Source organism: Streptomyces sp. NPDC059917 (genome assembly GCF_042730635.1).
Classification (GTDB): Bacteria; Actinomycetota; Actinomycetes; order Streptomycetales; family Streptomycetaceae; genus Streptomyces.
Window position 1 is genome coordinate 78,720 of sequence record NZ_JBHWLC010000022.1, and the last position, 25,689, is coordinate 104,408.

General features: G+C 73.8%; 25 protein-coding genes. 16 read left to right on the top strand and 9 right to left on the bottom strand.

Annotation, left to right across the window (positions count from 1 at the left end):
• Positions 1-53 precede the first annotated feature (53 nt).
• Positions 54-827, bottom strand: a complete 774-nt coding sequence (locus tag ACFWAR_RS15585; protein ID WP_385777292.1) for a DUF2470 domain-containing protein — start codon at positions 825-827, stop codon at positions 54-56.
• Between the two features lie 53 nt (positions 828-880).
• On the bottom strand, positions 881-1,516 hold the full coding sequence (locus tag ACFWAR_RS15590; protein WP_385777215.1) for a TetR/AcrR family transcriptional regulator: 636 nt from the start codon (positions 1,514-1,516) through the stop codon (positions 881-883).
• A gap of 98 nt (positions 1,517-1,614) precedes the next feature.
• Between ACFWAR_RS15590 and ACFWAR_RS15595 the strand changes: the two genes are divergently transcribed.
• From ACFWAR_RS15595 to ACFWAR_RS15610, 4 genes are all read left to right on the top strand, one after another.
• Entirely contained in the window at positions 1,615-2,010 is a 396-nt protein-coding gene (locus ACFWAR_RS15595) for a cell division protein SepF (protein ID WP_385777217.1), read from the top strand.
• Between the two features lie 66 nt (positions 2,011-2,076).
• Positions 2,077-3,432 (top strand): AAA family ATPase, encoded by a 1,356-nt coding sequence (locus tag ACFWAR_RS15600; protein ID WP_385777219.1) that lies wholly within the window; start codon positions 2,077-2,079, stop codon positions 3,430-3,432.
• Positions 3,429-3,812 (top strand): nucleotide pyrophosphohydrolase, encoded by a 384-nt coding sequence (locus ACFWAR_RS15605; RefSeq protein ID WP_385777221.1) that lies wholly within the window; start codon positions 3,429-3,431, stop codon positions 3,810-3,812. The genes ACFWAR_RS15600 and ACFWAR_RS15605 overlap by 4 nt, the downstream gene beginning before the upstream one ends.
• Positions 3,813-3,938: 126 nt before the next feature.
• Positions 3,939-4,424 carry a DUF6099 family protein gene (locus ACFWAR_RS15610; RefSeq protein ID WP_385777223.1) on the top strand — a complete coding sequence of 162 codons (486 nt, stop codon included), beginning with the start codon at positions 3,939-3,941 and terminating at the stop codon, positions 4,422-4,424.
• Between the two features lie 79 nt (positions 4,425-4,503).
• Here the strand turns inward: ACFWAR_RS15610 and ACFWAR_RS15615 are convergent, their stop codons facing one another.
• Complete coding sequence (locus ACFWAR_RS15615; protein ID WP_385777225.1) at positions 4,504-4,776, bottom strand: hypothetical protein; 273 nt, start codon at positions 4,774-4,776, stop codon at positions 4,504-4,506.
• Positions 4,777-5,028: 252 nt separating this feature from the next.
• Here ACFWAR_RS15615 and ACFWAR_RS15620 point away from each other — a divergent pair, with 252 nt between their 5' ends.
• Complete coding sequence (locus ACFWAR_RS15620) at positions 5,029-5,544, top strand: GNAT family N-acetyltransferase (RefSeq protein WP_385777226.1); 516 nt, start codon at positions 5,029-5,031, stop codon at positions 5,542-5,544.
• Positions 5,545-5,587: 43 nt separating this feature from the next.
• Positions 5,588-6,448 (top strand): homocysteine S-methyltransferase, encoded by an 861-nt coding sequence (gene mmuM, locus ACFWAR_RS15625; RefSeq protein WP_385777228.1) that lies wholly within the window; start codon positions 5,588-5,590, stop codon positions 6,446-6,448.
• Positions 6,449-6,460: 12 nt separating this feature from the next.
• Here mmuM and ACFWAR_RS15630 read toward each other — a convergent pair whose 3' ends face one another.
• On the bottom strand, positions 6,461-7,492 hold the full coding sequence (locus ACFWAR_RS15630) for a S41 family peptidase (protein ID WP_385777232.1): 1,032 nt from the start codon (positions 7,490-7,492) through the stop codon (positions 6,461-6,463).
• 219 nt (positions 7,493-7,711) lie between these two features.
• Here ACFWAR_RS15630 and ACFWAR_RS15635 point away from each other — a divergent pair, with 219 nt between their 5' ends.
• The 5 genes from ACFWAR_RS15635 to argF all read left to right on the top strand — a co-directional run bounded on the left by ACFWAR_RS15635 (position 7,712) and on the right by argF (position 14,852).
• Positions 7,712-9,196: a 3' terminal RNA ribose 2'-O-methyltransferase Hen1 gene (locus ACFWAR_RS15635; RefSeq protein WP_385777234.1), complete on the top strand. Its 1,485-nt coding sequence runs from the start codon at positions 7,712-7,714 to the stop codon at positions 9,194-9,196.
• Complete coding sequence (locus ACFWAR_RS15640; RefSeq protein WP_385777236.1) at positions 9,193-11,781, top strand: polynucleotide kinase-phosphatase; 2,589 nt, start codon at positions 9,193-9,195, stop codon at positions 11,779-11,781. Before ACFWAR_RS15635 ends, ACFWAR_RS15640 begins: the two co-directional genes overlap by 4 nt.
• Positions 11,782-11,972: 191 nt before the next feature.
• Positions 11,973-12,440 (top strand): hypothetical protein, encoded by a 468-nt coding sequence (locus tag ACFWAR_RS15645; RefSeq protein ID WP_385777238.1) that lies wholly within the window; start codon positions 11,973-11,975, stop codon positions 12,438-12,440.
• Between the two features lie 46 nt (positions 12,441-12,486).
• Positions 12,487-13,713: an arginine deiminase gene (locus ACFWAR_RS15650; protein WP_385777240.1), complete on the top strand. Its 1,227-nt coding sequence runs from the start codon at positions 12,487-12,489 to the stop codon at positions 13,711-13,713.
• A gap of 131 nt (positions 13,714-13,844) precedes the next feature.
• Positions 13,845-14,852 (top strand): ornithine carbamoyltransferase, encoded by a 1,008-nt coding sequence (argF, locus tag ACFWAR_RS15655; RefSeq protein ID WP_385777242.1) that lies wholly within the window; start codon positions 13,845-13,847, stop codon positions 14,850-14,852.
• Positions 14,853-14,908: 56 nt separating this feature from the next.
• Here argF and ACFWAR_RS15660 read toward each other — a convergent pair whose 3' ends face one another.
• Positions 14,909-15,322, bottom strand: coding sequence for an ATP-binding protein (locus ACFWAR_RS15660; protein ID WP_385777245.1), 414 nt, complete (start codon positions 15,320-15,322; stop codon positions 14,909-14,911).
• 228 nt (positions 15,323-15,550) lie between these two features.
• Here ACFWAR_RS15660 and ACFWAR_RS15665 point away from each other — a divergent pair, with 228 nt between their 5' ends.
• Both ACFWAR_RS15665 and ACFWAR_RS15670 read left to right on the top strand, forming a co-directional pair.
• Positions 15,551-16,378: an enoyl-CoA hydratase family protein gene (locus ACFWAR_RS15665; RefSeq protein WP_385777248.1), complete on the top strand. Its 828-nt coding sequence runs from the start codon at positions 15,551-15,553 to the stop codon at positions 16,376-16,378.
• Positions 16,332-18,638 carry a bifunctional salicylyl-CoA 5-hydroxylase/oxidoreductase gene (locus ACFWAR_RS15670; RefSeq protein ID WP_385777250.1) on the top strand — a complete coding sequence of 769 codons (2,307 nt, stop codon included), beginning with the start codon at positions 16,332-16,334 and terminating at the stop codon, positions 18,636-18,638. Before ACFWAR_RS15665 ends, ACFWAR_RS15670 begins: the two co-directional genes overlap by 47 nt.
• Before the next feature lie 24 nt (positions 18,639-18,662).
• Here ACFWAR_RS15670 and ACFWAR_RS15675 read toward each other — a convergent pair whose 3' ends face one another.
• The 3 genes from ACFWAR_RS15675 to ACFWAR_RS15685 are packed head-to-tail and all read right to left on the bottom strand — an operon-like array spanning position 18,663 to position 21,981.
• Positions 18,663-19,520 (bottom strand): GNAT family N-acetyltransferase, encoded by an 858-nt coding sequence (locus ACFWAR_RS15675; RefSeq protein WP_385777252.1) that lies wholly within the window; start codon positions 19,518-19,520, stop codon positions 18,663-18,665.
• Positions 19,521-19,556: 36 nt separating this feature from the next.
• Positions 19,557-20,378, bottom strand: coding sequence for a PaaX family transcriptional regulator C-terminal domain-containing protein (locus ACFWAR_RS15680; protein WP_385777254.1), 822 nt, complete (start codon positions 20,376-20,378; stop codon positions 19,557-19,559).
• 4 nt (positions 20,379-20,382) lie between these two features.
• Positions 20,383-21,981, bottom strand: coding sequence for an AMP-binding protein (locus tag ACFWAR_RS15685; protein WP_385777294.1), 1,599 nt, complete (start codon positions 21,979-21,981; stop codon positions 20,383-20,385).
• Positions 21,982-22,144: 163 nt separating this feature from the next.
• On the opposite strand from ACFWAR_RS15685, the gene ACFWAR_RS15690 reads away from it, so the two are divergent.
• From ACFWAR_RS15690 to ACFWAR_RS15700, 3 genes are read left to right on the top strand one after another with little or no spacing between them, the layout of a single operon-like run.
• Positions 22,145-23,299, top strand: a complete 1,155-nt coding sequence (locus tag ACFWAR_RS15690; protein WP_385777256.1) for an acyl-CoA dehydrogenase family protein — start codon at positions 22,145-22,147, stop codon at positions 23,297-23,299.
• The gene (locus ACFWAR_RS15695) at positions 23,296-23,691 is read left to right on the top strand and encodes a RidA family protein (protein WP_385777258.1); all 396 of its coding nucleotides are present in this window, start codon (positions 23,296-23,298) and stop codon (positions 23,689-23,691) included. Before ACFWAR_RS15690 ends, ACFWAR_RS15695 begins: the two co-directional genes overlap by 4 nt.
• 55 nt (positions 23,692-23,746) lie before the next feature.
• Positions 23,747-24,193 (top strand): hypothetical protein, encoded by a 447-nt coding sequence (locus ACFWAR_RS15700; protein WP_385777260.1) that lies wholly within the window; start codon positions 23,747-23,749, stop codon positions 24,191-24,193.
• Positions 24,194-24,214: 21 nt separating this feature from the next.
• Here ACFWAR_RS15700 and ACFWAR_RS15705 read toward each other — a convergent pair whose 3' ends face one another.
• Positions 24,215-25,585 carry an aminopeptidase P family protein gene (locus ACFWAR_RS15705; protein ID WP_385777262.1) on the bottom strand — a complete coding sequence of 457 codons (1,371 nt, stop codon included), beginning with the start codon at positions 25,583-25,585 and terminating at the stop codon, positions 24,215-24,217.
• Between the last annotated feature and the right edge of the window lie 104 nt (positions 25,586-25,689).

The following is a 25,689-nucleotide window of genomic DNA, read 5'->3' on the forward strand; positions in this document are numbered from 1 at the left end:
AACTGCCCCTGATCCAGGGCTATTCCGGTGCGACCGGGGCGAGATCAGGCCAATCAGGCGGGCAGGCTGTTGCGGTGCGAGAGCCGCCGCGCCGCGGCCAGCAGGGCCTGGATCTGGACCCCCGACTGCTCGACGTCGTCCAGCGGGGAGGGGAAGGACAGCCGGACGTCGCGGTGCCCGACGCGCTCCTCGAGCCGCAGGGTGATCCCGTAGCGGTCCATGGCGAGCGGCAGCGCGCGCAGCACCTTGTTCGCGGGCTGCGGCTGGACCAGCCGCAGGAGCAGGGTGACCAGCTCGTTGTGCTCGTCGAGCAGGTGGGTGAGCATCCCCGACTCGTAGGCGGCGAGCGGATCGGGGCAGGCCGCGTCGAGGTCAGCCAGTCCGATGTACGAGCGGCCCTCGTCCGTCTCCAGGACGGCCCGGACGAATTCCACGCAGGTGCTGGTGTCGGCGTCGTCGGCGTACGGGGTCAGCAGGTGGCCGAGGATCGTGACCCGGGCGCGGACCCGGTCGCGCACCGGGGTCGAGGCGATGTCGGTGAACTCCAGCCGGATCGCCGGCCTGCCGTCGTGCAGCGCGGAGCGCCCGTCCATCGGGTTCCCGGCGGCCGGTGCGGCCGGGTGCAGGTGCAGGCGGCCGAGCACGTCGGCGCCGTCCAGGTGGCAGACCTCGGTGCGCACCCCGTCGGCGATCACGGTCATGGAGTGGGCGGCGGCCAGGATGGACCGCACCCGTTCCGCGTCGCTCGGGCGGGCGGGCGACGCCGCCCCGGACCCGGCGGGGGCGGGGGTGTCGGATGCGGCCGGGTGGGCAGGGTCGCCGGACATGCGCATGCGGATCTCTCCATCGTCCCGAGGCGGGCTGGTTAGGTATGCCTAACCTAACCTATCTCGGTGTCGCTGAGTACCCGGCGCGCCAACCGGTCCAGGGTCCGCATGATCCGCTCCCGGCTGAGGCCGAGGGTGTGCCGCTGGTGCTGGTAGACCTCGGGCGCCAGCGGACTGAGCAGGATGTCCACACCGCTCTCCGGATCCTCCATGCCCGCGTCCGCGAGCAGGGTCCGTACGTGGGCCCGCCAGTGGCTGTACGCGGCGCCCGTGAAGCGGGCCGGGCCGTGTTCGGCGCCCAGGGCCAGCGGAAGGTGACGCTCCAGCAGGTCGAGGGCGGCGGAGTAGAAGGCGGACAGCCGCTCGGCGGCGGGGGCGCCGGGGCCGAGCGGCGGCGGGCCGTAGGCGAGCCTGCCCTGGAGGACGCGCTCGTGTTCGTCCAGCAGCGCGACCGCGATCGACCGCGGATCGGGGAAGCGGCGGTAGAGGGTGGCCCGGCCGACCCCGGCGGTCTTCGCGATCCGGTCCATCGTTACCGTGCGGGGGTCGTGTTCGGCGAAGAGCTGCTCCGCCGCGGCGAGTATCTGCGCGTGGTTGCGTAACGCGTCCGCGCGCTTGACGAACCTGGCTGCGGGGGCCGGGCGACCCGCGGGTTCACGGACCGCGGGGATCTCGTCACGAGGGGTCATGGCGGCGACCCTACGTGCTTCGTGTCGCTGTTGGGCTGAACGGGTGAAACGCGAGAGGATGGGGAGATGCACAAGAAGCGTCTGGCCGAGGCGGCCTGGTGAGCAGGTACGACGTCACCGATGAACAGTGGGAGGGTCTCGCGCAGGTGGTGCCCCTGCGCAGCCGCAACGAGTGGCCGTCCAGAGTGGACCACCGCACCATCCCGACGGCCCCCGGCGCCGCCGTTTCGGCGCAGCGCCGGTTCGTGGTGATCAGGGTGCAGGTCTTCGCGGACGCGCGCGAAGTGGCCGAGTACCTCATCGCGCAGATCCCCGTGCTGCTCGACCTCACGGGTGCCGACGGCGAAGTGGCCAAGCGCATCCTGGACTTCAGCAGCGGCGTGGTCTTCGGGCTGGGCAGCGGCATGCACCGGGTCGACCGCAACGTCTTCCTGCTGGCGCCGGTGGGCACCGAAGTGGAGGGGATCGCGGCCGCGGCCGTCCCCCGATCGTAGGAAGGTCGCGGCGGCGGAACGGTTCAGCGCGGCCCGGGGTGCCCGACCGGCCCGTAGCGTCCGGGCATGGACGCCATGTTGGACACCACGTCGGGCAGTACGTCGGACACCACGTCGGACGCCGCTTCGGACGGTACGTCGGACCGCACCCGCAGGGCCCCCGCCGCCGCTCCGCCCCCGCCCACCCCCTTAGCCCCACCCGCACCCTCGGCCCATGTGCCCGCCCCGCGGCCCTACGCCGGCCGGCGCGCGGGGGCCGCCGCAGCGCGACCGGGGGCGGGGCGGGGCGCCGGGGGAGCGCCGTACGCCCGGCCCGCCGTCACCGAACTGCGCCTGTCCGCCTTCGCCGCCCACCGCGCGGCGGTCTTCCCGCTCGGCCCGGTCACCCTCTTCGCCGGACCCAGCGGCAGCGGCAAGTCCCAGGCCCTGGCCGGGTACGAGGCCCTCGCACGGCTCGGCTCCGGCGCCGACCTGGCCGAGGTGTTCCCGGATCCGGTGGCCCTGGTGCCGCAGCGGTCCCGCCCCGACGCGCAGCGGCGCCGCGGGTTCCGGATCGGCTGCACCGTCGACGGGCCCGTGGGCCCGGTCCGGCTCGACCTCGCCGTCCAGGCCGAACCCGCCCTGCGCATCGTCGGCGAACGACTCGTCGCGGGCGAGCAGATCCTGCTGAACACCGCGCTGCGCGACCCCGGGCGCCGCTCGGTCCAGGCCGCCTGGCTGACCGGCGGTTCCACCGGCGTCACCCGGGCCCCCTTCCCCGACGACCGGCTCGGCACCGCGCTGCTGCCGCTGCGGGTGGCCGGGAGCACGGAGGGTCAGCGGCAGGTGCTCGCCGCCGCCGAACAGGTGGTGATCGCGCTGCGGTCGGTGTTCCCCGTCGACCCGCGACCCGCCGCGATGCGCGCCCCCGTGCCGCCCGGTCCGGGCCGACTGCGCGGCGACTGCGGCAACCTGGCCGACGTACTGCGCCGGACCCGGCAGGAGTGCGGCACCCGGTACGCCCTGCTGACCGAGGCCGCCCGCACCGGCTGCGCGGGTCCGGTGGAAGGGCTGGGGGACCGGGCCACGGCCGACGGGCGGGTGCTGGCCGAGCTGCTGCGCGGCGACCTCCCGGCGACGGAGCTGGGTCGGCTCGGCGCGGGAGAGCTGCGCTTCCTGGGGCTGGCCCTCGTCCTGCTCACCGGGCCCGGGGTGCTGGCCGTCGACCAGAGCGCCGAACTCCTGCCCGCCCAGCAGGCGCTGACCGTCCTCGCCGACGGCTTCGACCGCGACCTCGACCGGACCCAGCGCGCCGAACTGCTGCGCCTGGCCCTGCTCTCGTGCGGCCGCGGGCACGTCCGGCTGGTGGCGGCGGTGGGCGAGGAGGGCGCCGACATCGCCCGGGAGCGGGCGGGGGTGTCAGTGGTAGACCTGCACCCATGAACGAGAACCCCTCACCCGAGCCCGCGCCCGACGAGCGGCTGGCGCTGCTCCAGCGGCGGCTGGCCGCCTTCGCGGCGGCGCGCGACTGGCAGCCCTTCCACACCCCGAAGAACCTGGCGGTGGCACTGAGCGTGGAGGCGTCCGAACTGGTCGAGATCTTCCAGTGGCTGACGCCCGAGCAGTCGGAGCGGGTCATGGAGCGGCCGGAAACCGCGCACCGTGTGGCCGATGAGGTCGCTGACGTGCTGGCCTATCTGCTGCAGTTCTGTGAGGTACTGGGGGTGGACGTGCTCGATGCGCTCGCCGCGAAGATCGACAGGAATGAACTTCGTTTTCCTGTGAAGGGCACTTCGGAAGCAAATTGTCACTCTTCGGAGTGATGGCGCTGTCCACAACCATGTTTGTGTCCACAGATTTCCGAATACCCCTGGCTTTACTGGCTCGTTGCCCTCACTCTGGGTAGTGATAGGGGAACAGCGGGGTGTCGTGCGGACGAGGGACGGCATATGGACGCGGTACGGCTGATCGCGGCCGGCCGACATGCTCTGGCACAGAGCGGGGCGGCGATGGACATCGTGGGCGAGGCCTGGCAGGCCCAGGCCCTCGCGCAGGGAATAGGGGGATGGTTGGCCATCACGGGGCCGCCGGAGCTGAGAGCGGAGGCCCGGGGCCTGGGGGAGGCGGGGACCAGAGGCTGCGGGGTGATCGATCGGGCCGCGGTGCGCGGCGAGGGCCGGGTGCCCGACTATCCCCCGAGAGCGGCCCAGTTGACCGAGGTGGCGGATGTCCGCCAGTGCCTGCTCGGGCTCCAGGCGTTATTGGGCGAAGTCGGCATAGCGCTCGTCGGGGTGGCCTGTGCCACGGACGACGAGGGTCTGTACTGGCAGTGCATAGAGTCGATCGACGCGGCGGACGAGTCGAGCGACCGGGTACGGGCGATCCTGCGCCGGATGACGGTGCGCGAGCGGGGTTCCGCCTCGGGCGTGGTCTGAGGGGACCCGTCCGGCGGTTGCCGCCGGGCGAGGTCCCGCCGTACCGGGGCGGCGGGACCCACGGGATCAGGGGGCCCGCTCAGCGGGCTCCGGAAGGCCGCTCGCTCTCGACGGCGAGGCCGGGAGCCGCGATGGTCCCCGCGGAGCGACCCGCGGAGGACTGGAGATCGGCGTCGAGATCGGAGAGGTCGGCGTTCAGCGCCGCCATCAACTCTTCCATCTGCTGCAGGAGCCCCTTGGGCGCTCCGCCGCCCTGCGCGGGAACCCCGCGGTCCTGGTGGCCCTGGTGTGCCTGGTGCTCTGCTGCCTGTCCGGTCTGTCCGGGGTGCTCTGGCACGGACTCGTGGGACATGGCGGCCTCCTCGGCCCTGGCCCTTCCGGAAGCGGAAGGGGGCGGTGGACGCGCTGGCGAAGGCCGCCGGCGCGCGGGCCGGGCGGTCCGGCTCCGTCCGAGCAAACGATCCCCCTCGGCGCTGGTCACTGGCGCGGCCGGAGCGGGGCCCTTCCGGTCGACCCAGATTCACCCGGCCGGGGTGCGGAAGCGCCGCGACGACGACGCACCCCGCCACCGGGGCGCTCCGGACGGGTCGGGCAGACTGCGTCCGTGCTGATCAGACGAGTGACCCCGGCCGACCTGACGGCCGTCCGGGCCGTGACCGCCGCGGCCGCCTACAAGCCGCAGGACGAGGTCCCCGTCGAGGTGTCCCTGGCGGACGCGCTGCGGGGCGGCGGCTGGGCGCTGCCGGCCCTGTCGCTGCTGGCCGAGAACGCCGACGGCGAGGTCGTCGGATACGCCCTCGGCTCCTGGGGCCGCATCGGTGACACCAGGGCGGCGAACATCAGCCTGCTCGGCGTGCACCCCGCGCACCGGCGGCGCGGGGTCGGCGGCGCCCTGGTCCACGCGCTGCTCGGCGCCGCGGACGCCCTCGACCTCCCGCTGGTCGTCGTGCTCGGTGACCCCGAGCTGTATGGGCGGTACGGCTTCCGCCCCAGCACGGACTTCGGCATCGTCGGCCAGGAGCCGGGCTGGGGCGACGCCTTCCAGGTCCGCGCCCTGACGGCATACGATCGGTCGATACAGGGCGAATTCATCTATCCCGAACCCTTCGACCACGTCTGAGACGCCTCGCCCGCCGTCCCGCACCGCAGGAGGAGCTCCCGCGATGTCCCGCGCACGTACCCCGCTGGCCGACGCCCTGCGCGAGCGGACGTTGACCCTGGACGGCGGACTCGGCACCCAGCTCGCCGACCAGGGCTGCGACCTGTCCGGCGGACTGTGGTCGGCGCGCGTGCTGGCCGAGCAGCCGGAGCAGGTGGCCGCCGCGCACACGGCGTACGCGCGGGCGGGGGCCCAGGTGCTGATCACCGCCGGCTACCAGGTGGACTACGCGGCCTTCGCCCGCCACGGCTACGACCGCCGCCGGACCACGGCCCTGCTGGGCGAGGCCGTCACACTGGCCGACCGGGCGGCGCGGGCCGTGGAGCACGAGGTGTGGGTGGCGGCGTCGGTCGGCCCCTACGGGGCCGTGCTGGCGGACCGTTCCGAGTACCGCGGCCGCTACGGGCTGAGCGTGCGCGAGCTGGCCGACTTCCACCGCCCCCGCATCGAGGCCCTGTTGGCGGCCGGGGCCGACGTCCTGGCCCTGGAGACCGTCCCGGACACCGACGAGGCGCGGGCACTGCTGTCGTTGCTGGCCGGGACCGGGGCGCGGGCCTGGCTGTCGTACACGGTGGCGGGGGAGCGCACCCGGGCCGGCCAACCGCTCGCCGAGGCCTTCGCCCTGGCGGCGGCCGCGCCCGAGGTGATCGCGGTCGGGGTCAACTGCTGCGCGGCGTCCGACGTCCTGCCCGCCCTGGAAGCGGCGGCCCGCACCACCTCGAAACCGCTGCTCGCGTACCCGAACGACGCCTCGGGCACGGCCGACTGGCCGGTCGCGCACTGGCGGCGCGCGGGCGCCCGCCTGATCGGCGGCTGCTGCGGAGTGGGCCCGCGGCGGATCGCCGCCCTGGCGGCCAGCGGCTGAACGGCGGCCGCGTCACCCCTGCCGACAGGGGGCGCGGCCCGTCAGCCACCCGGTCGCGGCCCGCAGGGGCTCGTCGCGGTCCGTGCCGATGTCCGGGCGGAAGGTGGGGACTTCCACGTCGGGCGGAACCGCCCGATCGTAGGTCCGCCCGCCGCGGTCGGCGTCCAGCGCGGTGGTCAGGTTGATGACCGCGCCGTCGGAGAGCGGGAACCCGTCGTTGCCCGTCGGTACGCCGTACGTAGCGCTCCCGAAGGTCCGGGTGTTCGGGCGGCCCTTGAAGGCGATGAGGAGGGCCTCGGCGGCGCTGGCGGTCCCGCCGTCGGTCAGCACGGCGACCGCGGGGTCCGGGGTCCCCACCGGATCCGAGGGCCCCCAGGGGGACTCCTCGCCGTTCAGGCCCGGCCTGCGGTTCTTCACGTACCACGGCGTGCGGCTGCCGTCCGGGAAGACGAACGACCCCACCGCGCCCTCGCCCAGCAGCGGCGCCGCGACGGCGAACATCGGCCACACGTTCCCGCCGCCGTTCTGCCGCAGGTCGAGTATCCACCCGCAGGCGGCTCCCTCCCGCTCCGCGTCCTTGACCGCGGCGCGCCCCTGGCGCACGTACCGGTCCAAGGTCTTCGGGGACCCGACGACGGCGGGGAGCGCCAGGTAGCCCACCGCGCCGGGCAGGCGGCGGCCGGTGAGACCGGCGAAGGCGTCGGCGTCCTCGGTCCCGCCCAGGGTGATCTCGGCCTCCGTGCGGGTGAGGAAGGAACTGTGGTGGTCGCCGAGGTCCGTGAGCGCCGCGACGATCGCGGGATAGGTCTCCGCCGGGGTGCGCGCCGATGCGGCCCGCGCGTGGGCGTCCCGCCGCACCCGGGGCCAGTCGATCCCGTTCCGGTGCACGGAACGTTCCTGCATCACGTCCAGCGCCCGCGCCAGGTACTCCCGCGCGCTCTCGGGCACGTGCCGACCGGCGGCGCCGGAGGCACCCCGGACGTCCCCGGCCGCGAGGAGGACGAGCGCCAGGAGCGCGGGAGCGGCCCGCCGACGACGCACCACCGACCGCACCACGGGCCCCACCGCCGACCTCACCACCCACCGCGACGGAGCGGCCTTCGGCAAGGCCTTCGGCGCGGGGTCCGACGTGGGGTCCGACGTGGGGTCCGAAGGGGTCGGGATGGGATCGCCTCCACTGGTCGTCCGCACCGGCCGCGCGAGGGATCCGCGGCCGCTAAAACGCATTGTCCGCGCTCGCGCGCGCTGCACATACTGAAGCGCATGTTCATGACGATCACGACCACCGGCGACGCCGAGAAACCAGCCACTGACCTGGGCTTCCTGCTGCACAAGCACCCGCAGAAGGCACAGGCGTTCAGCACCTCCCACGGCACCGCGCACGTCCTCTACCCCGAGGCGACGCCCGAGCGCTGCACCGCGGCGCTGCTGCTGGAGGTGGACCCCGTCGCCCTCGTGCGCCGAGGTCGGGGCCGGGGTCGGGGCGGGGCGCCCGACGCCGCGCTCGCGCAATACGTCAACGACCGCCCCTACGCCGCCTCGTCCCTCTTCGCCGTCGCCCTCGGCGCCGTCTTCCGCAGCGCGCTGAACTCCCGCTGCGCCGCCCGCCCCGAACTCACCGAACAGGTGCGCCCGTTGCGCGTGGAGATCCCCGTACTGCCCGCGCGCGGCGGCCCGGAGCTGGTCCGCCGGCTCTTCGGCCCGCTCGGCTGGAGCGCGATTGAGGCCACGCCCGTACCCCTCGACACCCGCTTCCCGCAGTGGGGCGACTCCCGGTACGTGCGCCTCGTGCTCGACGGGGAGCTGCGCCTCGCGGACGCCCTGCGCCAGCTCTACGTCCTGCTGCCGGTCCTCGACGACTCCAAGCACTACTGGGTGGCCCCCGACGAGGTCGACAAGCTGCTGCGGGTCGGCGACGGTTGGCTCGCCGCGCACCCCGAGCACGGCATCATCACCAGCCGCTACCTGGCCCGCTCCAAGCGACTCACCCGGGACGCGCTGGAACGCCTGGAACTGGTCCGGCTCGCCGAGTCCGACGGCAGCGAGGTCGAGGAACTCGACGACCCCGCGCCGCGGGAGACGCCGGAGGCCGACTGGTGCGTGCCGCTCGCCGTACAGCGGCGCGCGGCGATCCTCGACGCCCTGCGCGCCGCGGGCGCCCACCGGGTCCTCGACCTCGGCTGCGGCCAGGGCCAGTTGATCCGCGCCCTCATGGGGGACGCGTCCTTCACCGAGATCGTCGGCGTGGACGTGTCGGTGCGGGCGCTGACCATCGCCGCCCGGCGCCTGGACCTGGAGCGGATGGGCGAGCGGCAGAGCGCGCGCGTCCGGCTGACGCAGGGCTCCCTCACCTACACCGACAAGCGGTTGACCGGCTACGACGCGGCCGTGCTCAGCGAGGTCATCGAGCACCTCGACCTGCCGCGGCTGCCCGCGCTGGAGTACGCCGTCTTCGGCTCCGCCCGGCCCGGCACGGTCCTGGTCACCACCCCCAACGTCGAGTACAACGCCCGCTGGGAGACGCTGCCCGCCGGGGCGGTCCGGCACGCGGACCACCGCTTCGAGTGGACCCGCGCCGAGTTCCGCGACTGGGCCGGGCGGGTCGCCGCCCGCTTCGGCTACGCCGTGGACTTCGTGCCCGTCGGCCCGGACCACCCCGAGGTGGGCCCGCCCACGCAGATGGCCGTCTTCCACCGGCGGGAAACACCCGCGTCCACCACCGCCCCGAAGGAGGGCAACACCGCATGAGCACCACCGAAGCGGCGGCGACGACCGCCACCGCACCGCGCACGCTGCCCGTCACCGACCTCAGCCTCGTCGTCCTGATCGGGGCCACCGGCTCGGGCAAGTCCACCTTCGCCCGCAAGCACTTCAAGCCCACCGAGGTGCTCTCCTCCGACGTCTGCCGGGGCCTGGTCGCCGACGACGAGAACGACCAGGGCGCCAGCAAGGACGCCTTCGAGGTCCTGCACCACATCGCGGGCAAGCGCCTCGCCGCCGGGCGGCTCACCGTCGTCGACGCCACCAACGTCCAGCCGGAGGCCCGCCGTGAGCTCGTGCGGCTCGCCCGCGCCCACGACGTGCTGCCCCTCGCGATCGTCCTCGACCTGCCCGAGGAGGTGTGCGCCGCGCGCAACGCCGAGCGCCCCGACCGGGCCGGGCTGCCCCGGCGGGTCATCCAGCGCCACCGGCGCGACCTGCGCCGCTCGCTGCGCGGGCTGGAGCGCGAGGGCTTCCGCAAGGTGCACGTCCTGCGCACCGTCGAGGAGGTCGACGCCGCCCAGGTCGTCCTGGAGAAGCGGTACAACGACCTCACCCACCTCACCGGCCCCTTCGACATCATCGGTGACGTCCACGGCTGCGCCTCCGAACTGGAGACCCTGCTCGCCGAACTGGGCTACCGGGACGGGGTCCACCCCGAGGGCCGCACCGCCGTCTTCGTCGGCGACCTCGTCGACCGCGGCCCCGACAGCCCCGGCGTGCTGCGCCGCGTGATGGGCATGGTCGAGGCCGGCCACGCCCTGTGCGTGCCCGGGAACCACGAGAACAAGCTCGGCCGCTACCTCAAGGGGGCCGAGGTCCAGCACACCCACGGCCTCGCCGAGACCATCGAACAGCTCGCCGGCGAGGACGAGGAGTTCGTGCGCGGGGTACGGCAGTTCATCGCGGGCCTGGTCAGCCACTACGTGCTCGACGGCGGCAAGCTGGTCGTCGCGCACGCCGGTCTGCCCGAGAAGTACCACGGCCGCACCTCCGGCCGGGTCCGCTCGCACGCCCTGTACGGAGAAACCACCGGCGAGACCGACGAGTTCGGGCTGCCCGTGCGCTATCCGTGGGCCGAGGACTACCGGGGCAGGGCCGCCGTGGTCTACGGCCACACCCCGGTCCCGGACACCACCTGGATCAACAACACCATCTGCCTCGACACCGGCGTCGTCTTCGGCGGCCGGATGACCGCGCTGCGCTGGCCCGAGCGCGAGCTGGTCGACGTACCGGCCGAGCGGGTCTGGTACGAGCCCGCGCGCCCCCTCGTGGCCGACGCACCCGGCGGGCTGGACGCCCGCCCGCTGGACCTGGCCGACGTACGGGGACGCCGGACGGTGGAGACCCGGCACCTGGGCCGGGTCACCGTGCGCGAGGAGAACGCGGCGGCGGCCCTGGAGGTGATGAGCCGCTTCGCGGTGGACCCGCGCCTCGTCCCGTACCTCCCGCCGACCATGGCCCCCACCGCCGCGTCCGCCGAGGAGGACCACCTGGAGCACCCCGCCGAGGCCTTCGCGCAGTACCGCGCGGACGGCGTCGAACGGGTCGTGTGCGAGGAGAAGCACATGGGCTCCCGCGCCACGGTGCTGCTCTGCCGGGACGCCGCGGCGGCGCGGGCCCGCTTCGGCGTCACCGGCGGCGTCACCGGCTCCGTCTACACCCGGACCGGGCGGCCCTTCTTCACCGATCCCGCCCTCACCGAGGAGGTGCTGGAACGGCTGCGCGCCGCGGTCACCGGCGCCGGCCTGTGGGAGGAGCTGGCCACCGACTGGATGCTCCTCGACGGCGAACTGCTGCCCTGGTCGCTGAAGTCCACCGGTCTGCTGCGCCACCAGTACGCCGCCGTGGGCGCGGCGGCCGGCGCCGTCTTCCCCGACGCGCTCGCCGCCCTGGACGCGGCCGCGGCCCGCGGTGTGGAGGTGGGCGACCTCGCGGACCGGCAGCGGCAGCGGTCCGCCGACGCCGCCGCCTTCACCGAGGCCTACCGGCGCTACTGCTGGCCGACGCAGGGCCTGGACGGGGTGCGGCTGGCCCCCTTCCAGCTGCTCGCGGTCGCGGGCCGGTCCCTGGCGGCCGTCCCGCATGACGAACAACTGCGCTGGCTGGACCGGCTGGTCGAGGCAGACGAGCGGCGCGCGAAGGAGACGGGCGAGGCCGCGCTGCTGCGCCGGACCGAGCGGATCCTGGTGGACACCGGCGACGCGGAATCCGTCCGGGCGGGCACCGACTGGTGGCTGCGGCTCACCACGGAGGGCGGCGAGGGCATGGTCGTCAAACCGCTGGCGGCGTACGTGCGCGGCGGGCGCGCGCGGCTGGTGCAGCCGGGGCTCAAGGTGCGCGGGCGGGAGTACTTGCGGATCGTCTACGGTCCCGAGTACACGCGGCCGGAGCACCTGGAGCGGCTGCGCGCGCGGTTCCTCGGGCACAAGCGCTCGCTCGCCCTGCGCGAGTACGCGCTCGGGTTGGAGGCGCTGGACCGACTGGCCGCGGGCGAGCCGCTGTGGCGGGTGCACGAGCCGGTCTTCGCGGTGCTGGCGCTGGAGTCGGAACCGGTCGATCCACGGCTGTGAGCGGTCGGCCGGTGCCGCGATCCGTGTGAACCCACGTGCTCCCGATTAGGTCGTATGGGGGAACTTTGCCGTGGAACTCCCTGGAAACACCGGGCGGGATCGTTCTTCCAGGGCAGCGGAATTGTCCGCGACCCTGGAAGGACGGAACGTCACATATGAAGATGACCGCGCGCGGAAGCCTTGCGGCACTCATGACCTGTATGGCCGCGGCGGGTGCGGCGAGCCCGGCCCTCGCGGACTCGGTGCCGGTGGGTGTCCCGCTCGACGCCGTGGAGACCTCGCTCGGCGTGGACACCCCGCGGGTGGCCACCGGGGTGCCCGTGCCGGTCGTGGGCGCGCCCGACGTGCCCCGGCACCACACCGGGGACCTGCTCCCCACCCCGCTCCTGCCGACCGTCCCGATCGGCGCCGAGCTGGGTCGTACCGGGATCAGCTCGCCGGTGCCGAACCTGCTGGGCCGTCCCGAGACCGACGGTGAGGGTTCGCTCGAGTCGCCCGCCACGAACCTGGTCACCCGCACGGGCGGAGTGATCGTCGGAGCGCCCCTGTCGATGCCCGACGGGCACAACTTCGGCCTGCCGAACGTGGTCGCCCCCAAGCTGGGAGTGATCGCCCCGGAACTGCGAGGTGCCCCTTCGGCCCTGCTCGGCCTGCGCTGAGCCAACGGCACGTCAAAAAGCCGTCCGGTCTGCGAACGTGTACGCCATGGGATTCCATGTCGACTCCGAGACCGGGCGGCTCCGCCGCGTCATCCTCCACCGCCCCGATCTGGAGCTGAAGCGGCTGACGCCGAGCAACAAGGACGCGTTGCTCTTCGACGACGTGCTGTGGGTGCGCCGGGCCCGGCAGGAGCACGACGGTTTCGCGGACGTGCTGCGCGACCGGGGCGTGGAGGTGCACCTCTTCGGTGACCTGTTGAGCGAATCCCTGGACATCCCGGAGGCGCGCCGCCTCGTGCTGGACCGGGTCTTCGACGAGAAGGAGTACGGCCCCCTCGCCACCGACCACCTGCGGACCGTCTTCGAGGCGCTGCCCTCCGCCGAACTGGGCGATGCGCTGGTCGGCGGGATGACCAAGCGGGAGTTCCTGGAGCGGCACGACGAGCCCGTCTCGGTGCGCTTCCACGCCCTGGAACTGGACGACTTCCTGCTCGGGCCGCTGCCGAACCACCTCTTCACCCGCGACACCTCGGCCTGGATCTACGACGGCGTGTCCATCAACGCGATGCGCTGGCCCGCCCGGCAGCGCGAGACGGTGCACTTCGAGGCGATCTACAAGCACCACCCCCTCTTCACGGCCTCCGGCGCCTTCCACTACTGGACCCAGGGCCAGGCCGACTACCCCTCGACGATCGAGGGCGGCGACGTCCTGGTCATCGGCAACGGCGCCGTGTTGATCGGGATGAGCGAGCGGACCACCCCGCAGGCGGTGGAGATGCTGGCGCGCGGCCTGTTCGCCGCGGGTTCGGCGACCTCCATCGTGGCGCTGGACATGCCCAAGCGGCGGGCGTTCATGCACCTCGACACGGTGATGACGATGGTCGACGGGGACACCTTCACCCAGTACGCGGGGCTCGGCATGCTCCGCTCCTACACGATCGAACCGGGGGGCGACGGTCAGGAACTCAAGGTCACCGACCACCCCCCGGAGCACATGCACCGGGCCATAGCGACGGCTCTGGGACTCGATTCCATCCGGGTGCTCACCGCCACGCAGGACGTCCACTCGGCGGAGCGGGAGCAGTGGGACGACGGCTGCAACGTGCTGGCCGTGGAGCCGGGCGTGGTGGTCGCCTACGAGCGCAACGTCACGACCAACACCCACCTGCGCAAGGAGGGCATCGAGGTGATCGAGATCCCGGGCAGCGAACTGGGCCGGGGGCGCGGCGGGCCGCGCTGCATGAGCTGCCCCGTCGAACGCGACGCGGTCTGAGGGCGGGGCCGGGGGCGGGGGCGGCCGCCGTCGGTCGCGGGGGCGGGATGCATACGGGGGTCTGTATATCAATGCAGAGGATCGTATAGACTTCCAGTATCCCCTGTCACCGCGACTCTGGAGCGTTTCCCATGGCCACCGACCTCGTCGGCCGCAGTTTCCTCAAGGAGCTCGACTTCACCGCCGCCGAGTTCCGCGGCCTGGTCGCGCTGGCCGCCGAGCTCAAGGCCGCCAAGCGGGCGGGCGTCGAGGAGCGCCGGCTCCGGGGTCGCAACATCGCGCTGATCTTCGAGAAGACCTCCACCCGCACCCGTTGCGCGTTCGAGGTGGCGGCCGCCGACCAGGGCGCCCACACGACGTACCTCGACCCCTCCGGCTCGCAGATGGGCCACAAGGAGTCGGTCAAGGACACCGCGCGGGTGCTGGGCCGGATGTTCGACGGCATCGAGTACCGGGGCGACAGCCAGGCCGCGGTGGAAGAGCTGGCCGAGCACGCCGGTGTCCCGGTCTTCAACGGGCTCACCGACGACTGGCACCCGACGCAGATGCTCGCCGACGTCCTGACCATGACGGAGCACTGCCCGGGTCGGCCGCTGGAGCGGATCGCCTTCGCCTACCTGGGCGACGCCCGCTTCAACATGGGCAACTCCTATCTGGTGACCGGCGCCCTGCTCGGGATGGACGTGCGGATCGTGGCGCCCCGCGCCTACTGGCCCGCCGAGTCGGTCGTGGCGGCCGCCCGCGAGCTCGCGGCCACGAGCGGCGCCCGGATCACCCTCACCGAGGAGATCGCCGAGGGCGTGGCCCAGGCCGACTTCGTCATCACCGACATCTGGGTCTCCATGGGGGAGCCCAAGGAGGTCTGGGACGAGCGGATCGCGGCGCTGTCGCCGTACGCCGTGACCATGGACGTGCTGCGCGCGACGGGGAACCCGGACGTCAAGTTCATGCACTGCCTGCCCGCCTTCCACGACCTGGGCACCAAGGTGGCCCGGGAGATCCACGAGCAGCACGGGCTGGAGTCGCTGGAGGTGACGGACGAGGTCTTCGAATCCGCGCACTCCGTCGTCTTCGACGAGGCGGAGAACCGCCTGCACACGATCAAGGCGGTCCTGGTCGCGACGCTCGCGAAGCCGTAGTCGTGGCCGAAGTCGCAGCCGTAGTCGAAGTCGCAGCCGAGCCGCCGCGGCCGTGATCAGCGCAGGGCGGCGGGCGGTCGCGCGGGCAGCGTGAACCAGACGGCCTTGCCGTGCGCGGTGGCCCGGTGGCCGCAGGCGGAGCTGAGGGCCCGGATCAGCAGCAGGCCGCGGCCGTGCTCCTGCCAGGGGTCCGGCTGCCGCGGGCGCAGGTCCGCGGGGAGTCGGGGGTCGCCGTCGTGCACCTCGACCTGGCAGCCGTTCGCCAGGAGTTCCACGACGAGCTCGATGGGGGCGTCGGGGCTGGTGTGTTCGACGGCGTTGGCGACCAGCTCGGCGGTGAGCAGCTCGGCGGTGTCGCTGTCCGCGGACGCCTCGATCTCGGCCAGCGCGGTGCGGACCAGGGCGCGGGCGATCGGTACGGCCGCGGTCGTGTGCGGAAGGGTGATCCGCCACGCGGAGGCGTCGGGCATGCGCGTCCGTCCGTTCCGTCGAGGGGGTTGGCGAGGGGTCTGACGAAGAGATCCTGGTTTCAACGATACGAAGTGGAACTCCCGGGGCGTAGGGCACCCCGGCGCAAGCGCGGGGGACCAGCGATCCCTCCGCGAGGGACCTTCGGACCCGTGTCGTGCCGACATGACGTCTCCCTCCTGTGTCGCGTTTCCCTGACGACAGTCACGATCCGGTGATACGGTCACCGTGTGAGCCCCTTCACCGGTTCCGCAGCAGCCACCGAACGGTGGCGCCACATCCGGTTGACCCGCCAGGACGGCGTGGCCACCGTGACCCTCGACCGTCCCGACAAGCTGAACGCGCTCACCTTCGGCGCCTACGCCGACCTGCGCGACCTGCTGTCCGAACTCTCCCGCGAGAGATCGGTGCGCGCCCTCGTGCTCGGCGGCGAAGGCCGCGGCTTCTGCTCCGGCGGCGACGTCGACGAGATCATCGGCGCCACGCTCGCGATGGACACCGCGCAGCTCCTCGACTTCAACCGGATGACGGGACAGGTCGTCCGGGCCATCCGTGAATGCCCCTTCCCCGTCATCGCCGCGCTACACGGGGTAGCCGCCGGAGCGGGTGCGGTGCTCGCCCTCGCCGCCGACTTCCGGATCGCCGACCCCACCGCCCGGTTCGCCTTCCTCTTCACCCGGGTCGGCCTCTCCGGCGGCGACATGGGCGCCGCCTACCTGCTGCCCCGGGTCGTCGGACTCGGCCACGCCACCCGACTGCTGATGCTCGGCGAAACCGTCCGGGCCGCCGAGGCCGAACGCATCGGCCTGCTCAGCGAACTGACCGAAGAGGGCAAGGCCGACCAGCGCGCCGCCGAACTCGCCGAGCGCCTCGCCGGCGGCCCCGCCCTCGCCCACGCCCAGACCAAGGCCCTGCTCACCGCCGAACTCGACATGCCGCTGGCGGCCTCCGTGGAGCTGGACGCGGCCACCCAGGCCCTGTTGATGAACGGCGCGGACTACGCCGAATTCCATGCCGCCTTCACCGAGAAGCGGCCACCCCAGTGGAGGGGGAGGTAGCGCCATGAAGGTCGCTGTCGTGGGCGGGGGGCCGGGGGGACTGTACGCCGCCGCTCTGCTGGCCCGGCAGGGACACCGGGTCGAGGTGTGGGAGGCCAACGCCGCCGACGACACCTTCGGCTTCGGCGTGGTGCTCTCCGACGAGACCCTCGGCGGCATCGAACGCGCCGACACCGAGGTCTACGCCGCCCTGTCCGCCGAGTTCGTCCGCTGGGACGACGTCGACGTCGTCCACCGCGGCCGGATCCTCACCTCCGGCGGCCACGGCTTCGCCGCCCTGGGCCGCCGCCGGCTCCTGGAGATCCTGCACGCCCGCTGCGCCGAGCTGGGCGTCCGGCTCCGCTTCCACACCCGACTGCCCGCGGCCCAGGCGCTGGGGGCGACGTACGACCTGGTCGTCGCCGCCGACGGAGTGCACAGCGCCACCCGGGAGGCCGGGGCCGACACCTTCCGCCCCCGGCTGGACACCGGCCGCAGCCGGTACATCTGGCTCGCCGCCGACTTCGCCTTCGACGCCTTCCGCTTCGAGATCGCCGAGACCGAACACGGCGTCATGCAGCTGCACGGCTACCCCTACCGCGCCGACGCCTCGACCGTCATCGTCGAGATGCGGGAGGAGGTCTGGCGGGCCGCCGGGCTCGACCTCTGCGACGAGACCGAATCGGCCTCCCGCTGCGCCAAGACCTTCAGCGAGGCGTTGCGCGGGCGCGCGCTGCGCGGCAACCGCTCCGCCTGGACGGCCTTCCGGACGGTCGTCAACGACCGCTGGTCCCAGGGGAACGTGACCCTCCTCGGGGACGCCGCGCACACCGCCCACTTCTCCATCGGCTCGGGCACCAAGCTCGCCGTCGAGGACGCCCTCGCCCTCGCCGAGGCCGTCCGGGAACGACCCGAACCCGCCGACGTGCCGGCCGCCCTCGCCGCCTACGAGGCCGCGCGCCGCCCGGCCGTCGCCAGCACCCAGCGCGCGGCGGCCGCCAGCATGCGCTGGTTCGAGGAACTCGCCGGATACGTCGACCAGCCGCCCCGGCAGTTCGCCTTCAACCTGCTGACCCGCAGCCGCCGGGTCACCCACGGCAACCTGCGGCTGCGCGACGAGCGCTTCACCCGCGCCGTCGAACGGGACTTCGGCTGCCCCGACCCGGCGACCCCGCCCATGTTCACCCCGTACCGGCTGCGCGGCCTGACCCTGAGGAACCGCGTGGTGGTCTCCCCGATGGACATCTACAGCGCCACCGACGGCGTCCCCGGCGACCTCCACCTCGTCCACCTCGGCGCGCGGGCCCTCGGCGGCGCGGGCCTGGTCATGACCGAGATGGTCTGCGTCGGCGCCGAGGGCCGGATCACCCCCGGCTGCGCCGGCCTGTACACCGACGAACAGGCCGCCGCCTGGACCCGGATCGCCGACTTCGTGCACACCTCGGCGCCCGGCACCGCGCTCGGCGTCCAGCTCGGGCACTCGGGCCGCAAGGGATCCACCCGCCGCATGTGGGAGGGCATGGACGAACCGCTCGACCCCGGGGCGGGCACCGCGAACTGGCCGCTCGTCGCCGCCTCCCCGCTCCCGTACCGGCCCGGCGTCTCCCAGGTCCCGCACGAGCTGGGCGCCGCCGAACTGGCCGGTGTACGGGACCTGTTCAGGGACGCCGCGGTCCGCGCGGCCGGCTGCGGCTTCGACCTGCTCGAACTGCACTGCGCCCACGGCTACCTGCTCTCCGGGTTCCTCTCGCCGCTGACCAACCACCGCACCGACGCCTACGGCGGCTCGCCCGCCGCCCGGATGCGCTTCCCGCTGGAGGTCTTCGACGCGGTCCGCGAGGTCTGGCCCGCCGACCGCCCCATGACCGTCCGCGTCTCGGCGACCGACTGGGCGCCCGGCGGCACCTCCGCCGAGGAGGCGGTGGCCATCGCGGCGGCCTTCGCCGCCCACGGCGCGGACGCGATCGACGTCTCCACCGGCCAGGTCGTCGCCGAGGAGGAGCCCGAGTACGGCCGCTCCTACCAGACCCCCTACGCCGACCGGATCCGCAACGCACTGGGCGTCCCGGTCATCGCCGTGGGCGCGGTCTCCTCGTGGGACGACGTCAACTCCCTGCTGCTCGCGGGCCGTGCGGACCTGTGCGCCCTGGGACGCCCGCACCTGTACGACCCCCACTGGACCCTGCACGCCGCCGCCGAACAGGACTACGCGGGCCCGGCCGCCCCCTGGCCCGCCCCCTACCGCGCGGGCAGCCGCCCACCCCCCACCGGCCGCGGCTAGTGCCGTGACCGGGGCGGCGGTGCCCTACGGGGTCGGGGTGGGCTCCCGGCGGGCCAGGACCACCGAGCGGTCGCCGGTCGGGGCGTAACCGAGCCTCGGATAGAGGCGGTTGCTGGTGGGGTTGGCGAGGTCGGTGAACAGGATCACCTCGGCCGCACCCGCCGCCCGCGCCCCCAGCGTGGCCGCGTACGTCGCCCCCGCACCGAAGCCGCGCCCACGGGCGCCGGGCGGGGTGTACACGGGGCCGACCCGCGCGGCCCCGGCCTGCGGTCGCGAGAAGCTCGCCATGGAGACCGGCGTCCCGGCCGCGTCCTGCCACAGCAGCACCCCTCCGTAGCCCAGCCGGTCGCGCACCCAGGGCGCACCGGCCCGCGGGGTGTCGGCCTCGTCGGCGAAGGCGCCCAACCACTCCAGCAGCAGCGGCAGGTCCTCCTCGGCGGCCCGCCGCACCGCACCCTCGGGCGCCGGGTCCGGCGCCACCGGGGTGCCCAGCCGGAACAGCCGGTTCTCCTCGACGTCGACCGGCCGCCCCCAGGCCTCCGTCAGCACCCGCGCGTCCGCCCGCCGGGCGTTGAAGCCGGCCACCCCGGCCAGCAGCGGCTCGGTGTGCAGGGCGGCCGCCAGCGCGCTCAGCGCCGGGCCCGGCAGCGATCCCACCAGCAGCGGGTTGGGCGGGGTGCACACCAGCCCGGCCCGGACCACCCCGTCCGGGTCGGTCCACCAGCCGAAGTACGGGGTGCCGTCGCCGAAGGCGTGCGTACCGCGCCGCCGCAGCGCGTCCGCGGTGGTCAGCAGGAGGGTGTTGGACACGGGATCCGCGGCGACCACCGCGCCCGCCGCATCCAGGTAGGCCGTCAGGTCCTCAGTGAAAGTCCAGGTCATGGGCCATTGTGCGGGGGAGCGGCGGGCCCGGGCACCTCAGTTTTCCGGTGACCCGGGCCGGACGAAGGCGGCCCCGCGCTCCCACAGCAGGGCGTGCAGCTCCGCGAAGACCGCCGCCGCGCGCTCGCCCGGCCAGTCGGAGGGCAGCAGCTCGCGGGGCAGGCCGGGGTCGGCGTACGGCAGCCGCCGCCAGGAGTCCAGCGCCAGCAGGTAGTCGCGGTAGGCCTGCTCGGCCGACGGCCCGGGCCCCGACAGCCAGCCGCGCAGCACCGGTTCGTGCCGCCCGAGGAACTCCTCGTGCTGCTTGGCCAGGCCCGCCAGGTCCCACCAGCGGGACACCGCCTGCGCGGTGGCGGCGAAGCCGAGGTGCGCGCCGCGGAACAGGTCCACGTACGGGGTCAGTTGGAGCCGCTCCAGGGTGTGCCGGGTCTCGTCGTGCAGCGCCGCCGGGGCGATCCACACGCCCGGCGCGGCCGAGCCGAAACCGAGCCGGGCCAGGCGCGAGCGCAGCAGGTGGCGCTTGTGCCGCTCCTCCTCGGGCACGGAGAAGACGGCCAGCAGCCACTCGCCGCCGCCGTCGCCACCGGCGCCGGAGTAGATCCGCCGGTCGCCGTCCGCCAGCAGCTGCCGGGCCTCCTCCGAGAGGTCGTACGCCGCCGCGCCGTCCGCCCCGCGCGCCGGGAGGACGAACCCGCGCCGTTTGAGCCGGGACACCGAGGAGCGGACCGCCGGGGCGTCCACCCCGGCCGCGCCCAGGAGGCGGATCAGGGCGGACACCGGGACGGGCCCGTCGAAGGTGCGCCCGTAGGCGCCGTAGAAGGTGACGATCAAGGATCGTGGGGTGTGCTGCTCGGCCACGGGATCACTCTAGATCGCGCAGCCGGTAGCGCTGCAGCTTCCCCGTGGGAGTCCGCGGGAGCGCGCTCAGGAAGACGAAGGCGCGCGGGCACTTGTGGGGGGCCAGCTCCGCCCGCATGAAGGCGCGCAGCTCCTCCTCGGACGGCTCGGCGCCGGGCCGGGCCACCGCGTAGGCGACCACGATCTGACCGCGTCGCTCGTCCGGGCGGCCGACCACCGCCGCCTCGACCACGTCCGGGTGGCGCAGCAGGGCCTCCTCGACCTCCGGGCCCGCGATGTTGTAACCGGACGAGATGATCATGTCGTCGGCGCGGGCGACGTAGCGGAAGTACCCGTCGCGGTCGCGGACGTAGGTGTCACCGGTGACGTTCCAGCCGTCCCGCACGTACTCGCCCTGCCGCGGATCGGCCAGGTACCGGCAGCCGACCGGACCGCGCACCGCCAGCAGCCCCGGTTCCTCGTCGGCCACCTCCCGGCCCGCGCCGTCCACCACCCGCGCCTGCCAGCCCGGCACCACCCGGCCGGTGGTACCGGGGCGGATGTCCCCGTCGGCCGCGGAGATGAAGATGTGCAGCAGCTCGGTGGCGCCGATGCCGTTGATGATGCGCAGGCCGGTGCGCTCGTACCACTCGTGCCAGGTGGCGGCGGGGAGGTTCTCGCCCGCCGAGACGCAGCGCCGCAGCGCCGAGATGTCGTACGCCGCCAGCTCGTCCAGCATCGCCCGGTAGGCGGTGGGGGCCGTGAACAGCACGGTCACCCGGTGCTCGGCGAGCGCCGGCAGCAGCATCCGCGGCCCCGCCTGCTCCAGCAGCAGCGCGCAGGCCCCCGCCCGCAGCGGGAAGACCACCAGCCCGCCCAGGCCGAAGGTGAAGCCCAGCGGCGGGCTGCCGGTGAAGACGTCGTCCGGCCGCGGCCGCAGGACCTGCCGGGAGAAGGTGTCGGCCACCGCCAGCACGTCCCGGTGGAAGTGCATGCAGCCCTTGGGCCGCCCGGTGGTGCCCGAGGTGAAGGCGATCAGCGCCACGTCGTCGGCCGAGGTGTCCACGGCGCGGTACGGCGTGGCGGGGCTGCGCTCGGCCAGTCGCAGCAGGTCGTCGGGGTCCTCGCCGCCGTAGGGGGTGATCCGCAGCCCGGGCACCTCGGCCCGGGCCAGGTCCGCCGTCACGTCCGCGTGGCACAGGGCGTGCCGGACCTCGGCCATCTCGCACACCGTGGCCAGTTCCTGGGACCGCTGCTGGGCCAGGACGGTGACGGCCACCGCCCCCGCCTTCATGACCGCCAGCCAGCACGCGGCGAGCCAGGGCCCGGTGGGTCCGCGCAGCAGCACGCGGTTGCCGGGGACCACGCCGAGATCGACAGTGAGCACGTGGGCGAGGCGGTCCACCCGCTCGCGCAGCTCGCCGTACGACCAGACCTCGCCGGAGCCGGTGCGGAAGGCCGGTCGGTCGGCGCCGAACCGGGCGACCGTGGCGTCGAGCAGCTCGGCCCCGCAGTTCAGCCGGTCCGGATAGGCCAGTTCCGGCAGCTGGAAGAGCAGCTCCGGCCACTCGTGGTCGGGCGGCAGGTGGTCACGGGCAAAGGTGTCGGCATGGGCGGAAGGCATGAGCTTCAAGGCGGGTTCGCCCCCTTGCGACGGTCCCGGATGGGGTGGTGCCGGCCGTGCGGACGCGTCACGAGCGTATCGTGATGGTGACGACAGTCAACCGCACGCGATAAGACTGGTACGGCAGGATCCCAGTGGCCCAAGCGGAGAACTGAGGCATCGGATGGCCGGATTCGCGCTCGACCCGGAACAGGAACAATGGTGCGAGCGATTGCGCGCGCTGGCAGCGGAGCGGCTCGTCCCGCTCGCCGGAAAAGGTGAACCGGGGCGCGTCAACCGGCCGCTGCTGGCGGCGCTCGGCGAACACGGCCTGCTGGAGCGCGTCTTCGGCGCGGGCGCGCTGGAGCTGTGCCTGCTGCGGGAGTCCCTCGCCTACGGCTGCACCGAGGCCGAGACCGCCCTGGCCCTCCAGGGGCTGGGGGCGCACCCGGTGCTGAGCGCCGGGAGCGCGGCGCAGCGCGAGCGCTGGCTGCCCGGCGTACGGGCGGGTCGCACCGTCGCCGCCTTCGCGCTCAGCGAGGCGGGCGCCGGTTCGGACGCGGCGGCCCTGGCGCTGGCCGCGCGGCCGGACGGGGTCGGCGGCTGGCGGCTGTCGGGGGAGAAGCGGTGGATCTCCAACGCCCCCGAAGCGGATTTCTACACCGTCTTCGCCCGCACGGGTGAGGGGCCGGGCGCCAAGGGCGTCAGCGCCTTCCTGGTCCCCGCCGACCGGCCCGGCCTGAGCGGCGAGGCGCTCGACATGCTCTCCCCGCACGCCATCGGCGCCCTGCGCTTCGACGGGGTGCCGGTGGGACCCGAGGACCTGCTGGGCGAGCCGGGCCGCGGCTTCCGGGTCGCCATGGAGACCCTCAACCGCTTCCGGCCCAGCGTGGGCGCCTTCGCCGTCGGCATGGCCCGGGCGGCCCTGGACGCGACGCTGGCGCACACCGCGCACCGCACCGCCTTCGGCGGCGTGCTCGGCGACCTCCAGGCGGTGGCCCACCGGGTCGCCGAGATGGCCACCCGCACGGAGGCCGCCCGGCTGCTCGTCTACGCGGCGGCCGGGGCGTACGACGCGGACAGCGGCTCGCCGGACGTGCCGCGGCGGGCGGCGATGGCGAAACTGCTGGCCACGGAGACGGCGCAGTACGTCGTCGACCACGCGGTCCAATTGCACGGCGCGGTCGCGCTCCAGCGCGGCCACCTGCTGGAACACCTGTACCGGGAGGTGCGGGCGCCGAGGATCTACGAAGGGGCGAGCGAGGTGCAGCGCACGATCATCGCGCGATCGCTGTACGGCGGGCAGGCGGGGCACGGCCCGGCGGGGGTGGACCGGTGATCGAACGCATCAACCCGCCCGGGCTCTCCCCGGCGACCGGTTTCTCGCACGCGGTGGCGGCCACCGGGTCCCGGCTGGTCCTGCTGGCGGGCCAGACGGCGCTCGACGCGGCGGGCAAGGTGGTGGGGGACACCCTGCCGCAGCAGTTCGAGCGGGCCCTGGGGAACCTGCTGGCCGCCCTCGCGGCCGCCGGCGGCACCCCCGCCGACCTGGCGCGGGTGACCGTGTACGCGGTGGACGTGGCGGAGTACCGGGCCTGCGCCCCGGAGCTGGGCCGCATCTGGCACCGGCTGGCGGGTCGCGACTATCCGGCGATGGCCGTCATCGGCACCACCCGGCTCTGGGACGAGCAGGCGATGGTCGAACTCGACGGCATCGCACTCCTCGCCTAGGGTTGATATGCCCCTTTTCTTGTAGTTCCTCTCCGATACTCGGAGGTGCATGGACATGCGCCGTGCGATCGCCCCGGCCATCGTCGCCGGAGCCGCCGGAATCCTGCTGGGCCTGGCCCCCCTCGGCAGCGCCGTCGCCGCGGGCCTTCCGCAGACCGCCCCACAGACCCAGCCGCAGACCTGGTGGTGCTCCGACAACTGGCGCGGCCAGGACTGGCGCACCTGCTGCGACCCCTCGCGCGGGGACGACCGTCCCAGCTGGTGCTGGGACAACAGCGGCGACAGCAACTGGAACCACGACGGCAACTGGAACCACGACAGCGGCTGGGACAACAGCAGCTGGAACCACGACGGCAACTGGGACAACAGCAGCTGGAACAACGACCACTGGAACCACGACGACGGGAACTGGAACCACGACGGGAACTGGAACAACGACGGCAACGGCAACTGGGACAACAGTGGTTGGAACCACGACGCCGGGTGGCGCGGCGGCCGGTAGGGCGGTCTGGACCCCGCGGGGTCAGCCCTCCATCAGCGTCCCCATCCACTCCTCGATGCCCGCGACCGTGCGGGGGAGCGCGCCCGACATCAGGCGCGCTCCTTGCGCGGTGATGACCAGGTCGTCCTCGATCCGCACGCCGATGCCCCGCAGCTCCGCCGGGAGCGTCTCGTCGTCCGGCTGGAGGTAGAGGCCGGGCTCCACGGTGAGGACCTGCCCCTCCTCCAGCACCCCGTCCAGGTAGGCGTCCTGGCGCGCCTGTGCGCAGTCGTGGACGTCCAGCCCCAGCATGTGGCCGCTGCTGCACAGGGTGTAGCGGCGGTGCAGGTCCCCCTCCGCGTCCTTCAGGACGCCCCAGTCGGCGAGCCCCTCGGCGATGACCCGCATCCCGGCCCGGTGGAAGTCGCGGAAGCTGGCCCCGGGGCGCAGGGCCGCGATGCCCGCGTCCTGCGCGGCCAGCACCAGTTCGTACACCTGCCGCTGCACGGGTGAGAAGCGGCCGGAGAGAGGGAGGGTGCGGGTGACGTCGGCGGTGTAGAGGGTGTCGGTCTCCACGCCCGCGTCCAGGAGCAGGAGTTCGTCCCGGTTCAGTCGGCCGTCGTTGTGGATCCAGTGCAGCACGCACGCGTGCGCGCCGGAGGCCGCGATCGTGTCGTAGCCGGTGCCGTTGCCCTCGGCGCGGGCGCGCAGCCCGAAGACCCCCTCGATCCAGCGCTCGCCGCGCGGGTGGGCCAGCGCGCGCGGCAGCGCCCGCACGACGTCCTCGAAACCGGCGCTCGTGTGGTCGACGGCGAGCTGCAACTGGCCCACCTCCCAGGCGTCCTTGACCAGGCGCAGCTCGGAGAGGGCGGTGGCGAGCGCCGGATCGCGCGAGGCGTCGCGGGCGTCGGGGGTGCCCAGGGTGTCCAGGTGGGCGCAGCGGATGCCGGTGAGCCGCTCGGCCTCGGCGAGGTCGGGGCGCCGGCCGACCCAGAACTCGCCGTAGCGGCGGTCCCGGTAGAACTCCTCGGTCCCGTCGGTGCGCGCCGAGCGCGGGCGCAGGTACAGGACGGCCTCGTGCCCCTGCGGCCCGGCCGGTTCCATCACCAGCACGTGGCCCACCTGGTCCTCGCCGGTCAGGCCGGTGAGCCAGGCGTAGGCGCTGTGCGGGCGGAAGCGGTGGTCGCAGTCGTTGGAGCGGACCTTGAGTTCGCCCGCCGGGACGAGCAGCCGTTCGCCCGGGAAGCGGGCCGACAGACGGGCGCGCCGGGCCGGGGTGACCGCGTGCGCGGCGACCCGGGCGTCGGTCGGCAGGGGTGAGGCGGACCAGTTTCCGGACATGAAGGCGGACAACTCGGCCGATACGGGCAGATCGTGGCTGCCCGTATTGAGGCGGGAGATGCGGTCGGTCACGAAAGCTCCCTGGGAAGGCGTGAACTGGTGGGCGCACAGGGGTTGTCAGTGCAATTTCACATTACTATGTTACAGGTCACACGGCGGCCAGTTAATCCCCGTCA

What these genes read in the sequence shown, in the direction of transcription:
- ACFWAR_RS15660 (WP_385777245.1), bottom strand. Translation starts at nt 15,322, where the DNA reads ATGCCCGACGCCTCCGCGTGGCGGATCACCCTTCCGCACACGACCGCG.
- ACFWAR_RS15640 (WP_385777236.1), top strand. Translation starts at nt 9,193, where the DNA reads ATGAGCACCACCGAAGCGGCGGCGACGACCGCCACCGCACCGCGCACG.
- ACFWAR_RS15600 (WP_385777219.1), top strand. Translation starts at nt 2,077, where the DNA reads ATGGACGCCATGTTGGACACCACGTCGGGCAGTACGTCGGACACCACG.
- argF (WP_385777242.1), top strand. Translation starts at nt 13,845, where the DNA reads ATGGCCACCGACCTCGTCGGCCGCAGTTTCCTCAAGGAGCTCGACTTC.
- ACFWAR_RS15610 (WP_385777223.1), top strand. Translation starts at nt 3,939, where the DNA reads ATGGACGCGGTACGGCTGATCGCGGCCGGCCGACATGCTCTGGCACAG.
- ACFWAR_RS15690 (WP_385777256.1), top strand. Translation starts at nt 22,145, where the DNA reads ATGGCCGGATTCGCGCTCGACCCGGAACAGGAACAATGGTGCGAGCGA.
- ACFWAR_RS15590 (WP_385777215.1), bottom strand. Translation starts at nt 1,516, where the DNA reads ATGACCCCTCGTGACGAGATCCCCGCGGTCCGTGAACCCGCGGGTCGC.
- ACFWAR_RS15670 (WP_385777250.1), top strand. Translation starts at nt 16,332, where the DNA reads ATGCCGCCTTCACCGAGAAGCGGCCACCCCAGTGGAGGGGGAGGTAGC.
- ACFWAR_RS15605 (WP_385777221.1), top strand. Translation starts at nt 3,429, where the DNA reads ATGAACGAGAACCCCTCACCCGAGCCCGCGCCCGACGAGCGGCTGGCG.
- ACFWAR_RS15615 (WP_385777225.1), bottom strand. Translation starts at nt 4,776, where the DNA reads ATGTCCCACGAGTCCGTGCCAGAGCACCCCGGACAGACCGGACAGGCA.
- ACFWAR_RS15685 (WP_385777294.1), bottom strand. Translation starts at nt 21,981, where the DNA reads ATGCCTTCCGCCCATGCCGACACCTTTGCCCGTGACCACCTGCCGCCC.
- ACFWAR_RS15650 (WP_385777240.1), top strand. Translation starts at nt 12,487, where the DNA reads ATGGGATTCCATGTCGACTCCGAGACCGGGCGGCTCCGCCGCGTCATC.
- ACFWAR_RS15585 (WP_385777292.1), bottom strand. Translation starts at nt 827, where the DNA reads ATGTCCGGCGACCCTGCCCACCCGGCCGCATCCGACACCCCCGCCCCC.
- ACFWAR_RS15645 (WP_385777238.1), top strand. Translation starts at nt 11,973, where the DNA reads ATGACCTGTATGGCCGCGGCGGGTGCGGCGAGCCCGGCCCTCGCGGAC.
- ACFWAR_RS15700 (WP_385777260.1), top strand. Translation starts at nt 23,747, where the DNA reads ATGCGCCGTGCGATCGCCCCGGCCATCGTCGCCGGAGCCGCCGGAATC.
- mmuM (WP_385777228.1), top strand. Translation starts at nt 5,588, where the DNA reads ATGTCCCGCGCACGTACCCCGCTGGCCGACGCCCTGCGCGAGCGGACG.
- ACFWAR_RS15675 (WP_385777252.1), bottom strand. Translation starts at nt 19,520, where the DNA reads ATGACCTGGACTTTCACTGAGGACCTGACGGCCTACCTGGATGCGGCG.
- ACFWAR_RS15635 (WP_385777234.1), top strand. Translation starts at nt 7,712, where the DNA reads ATGTTCATGACGATCACGACCACCGGCGACGCCGAGAAACCAGCCACT.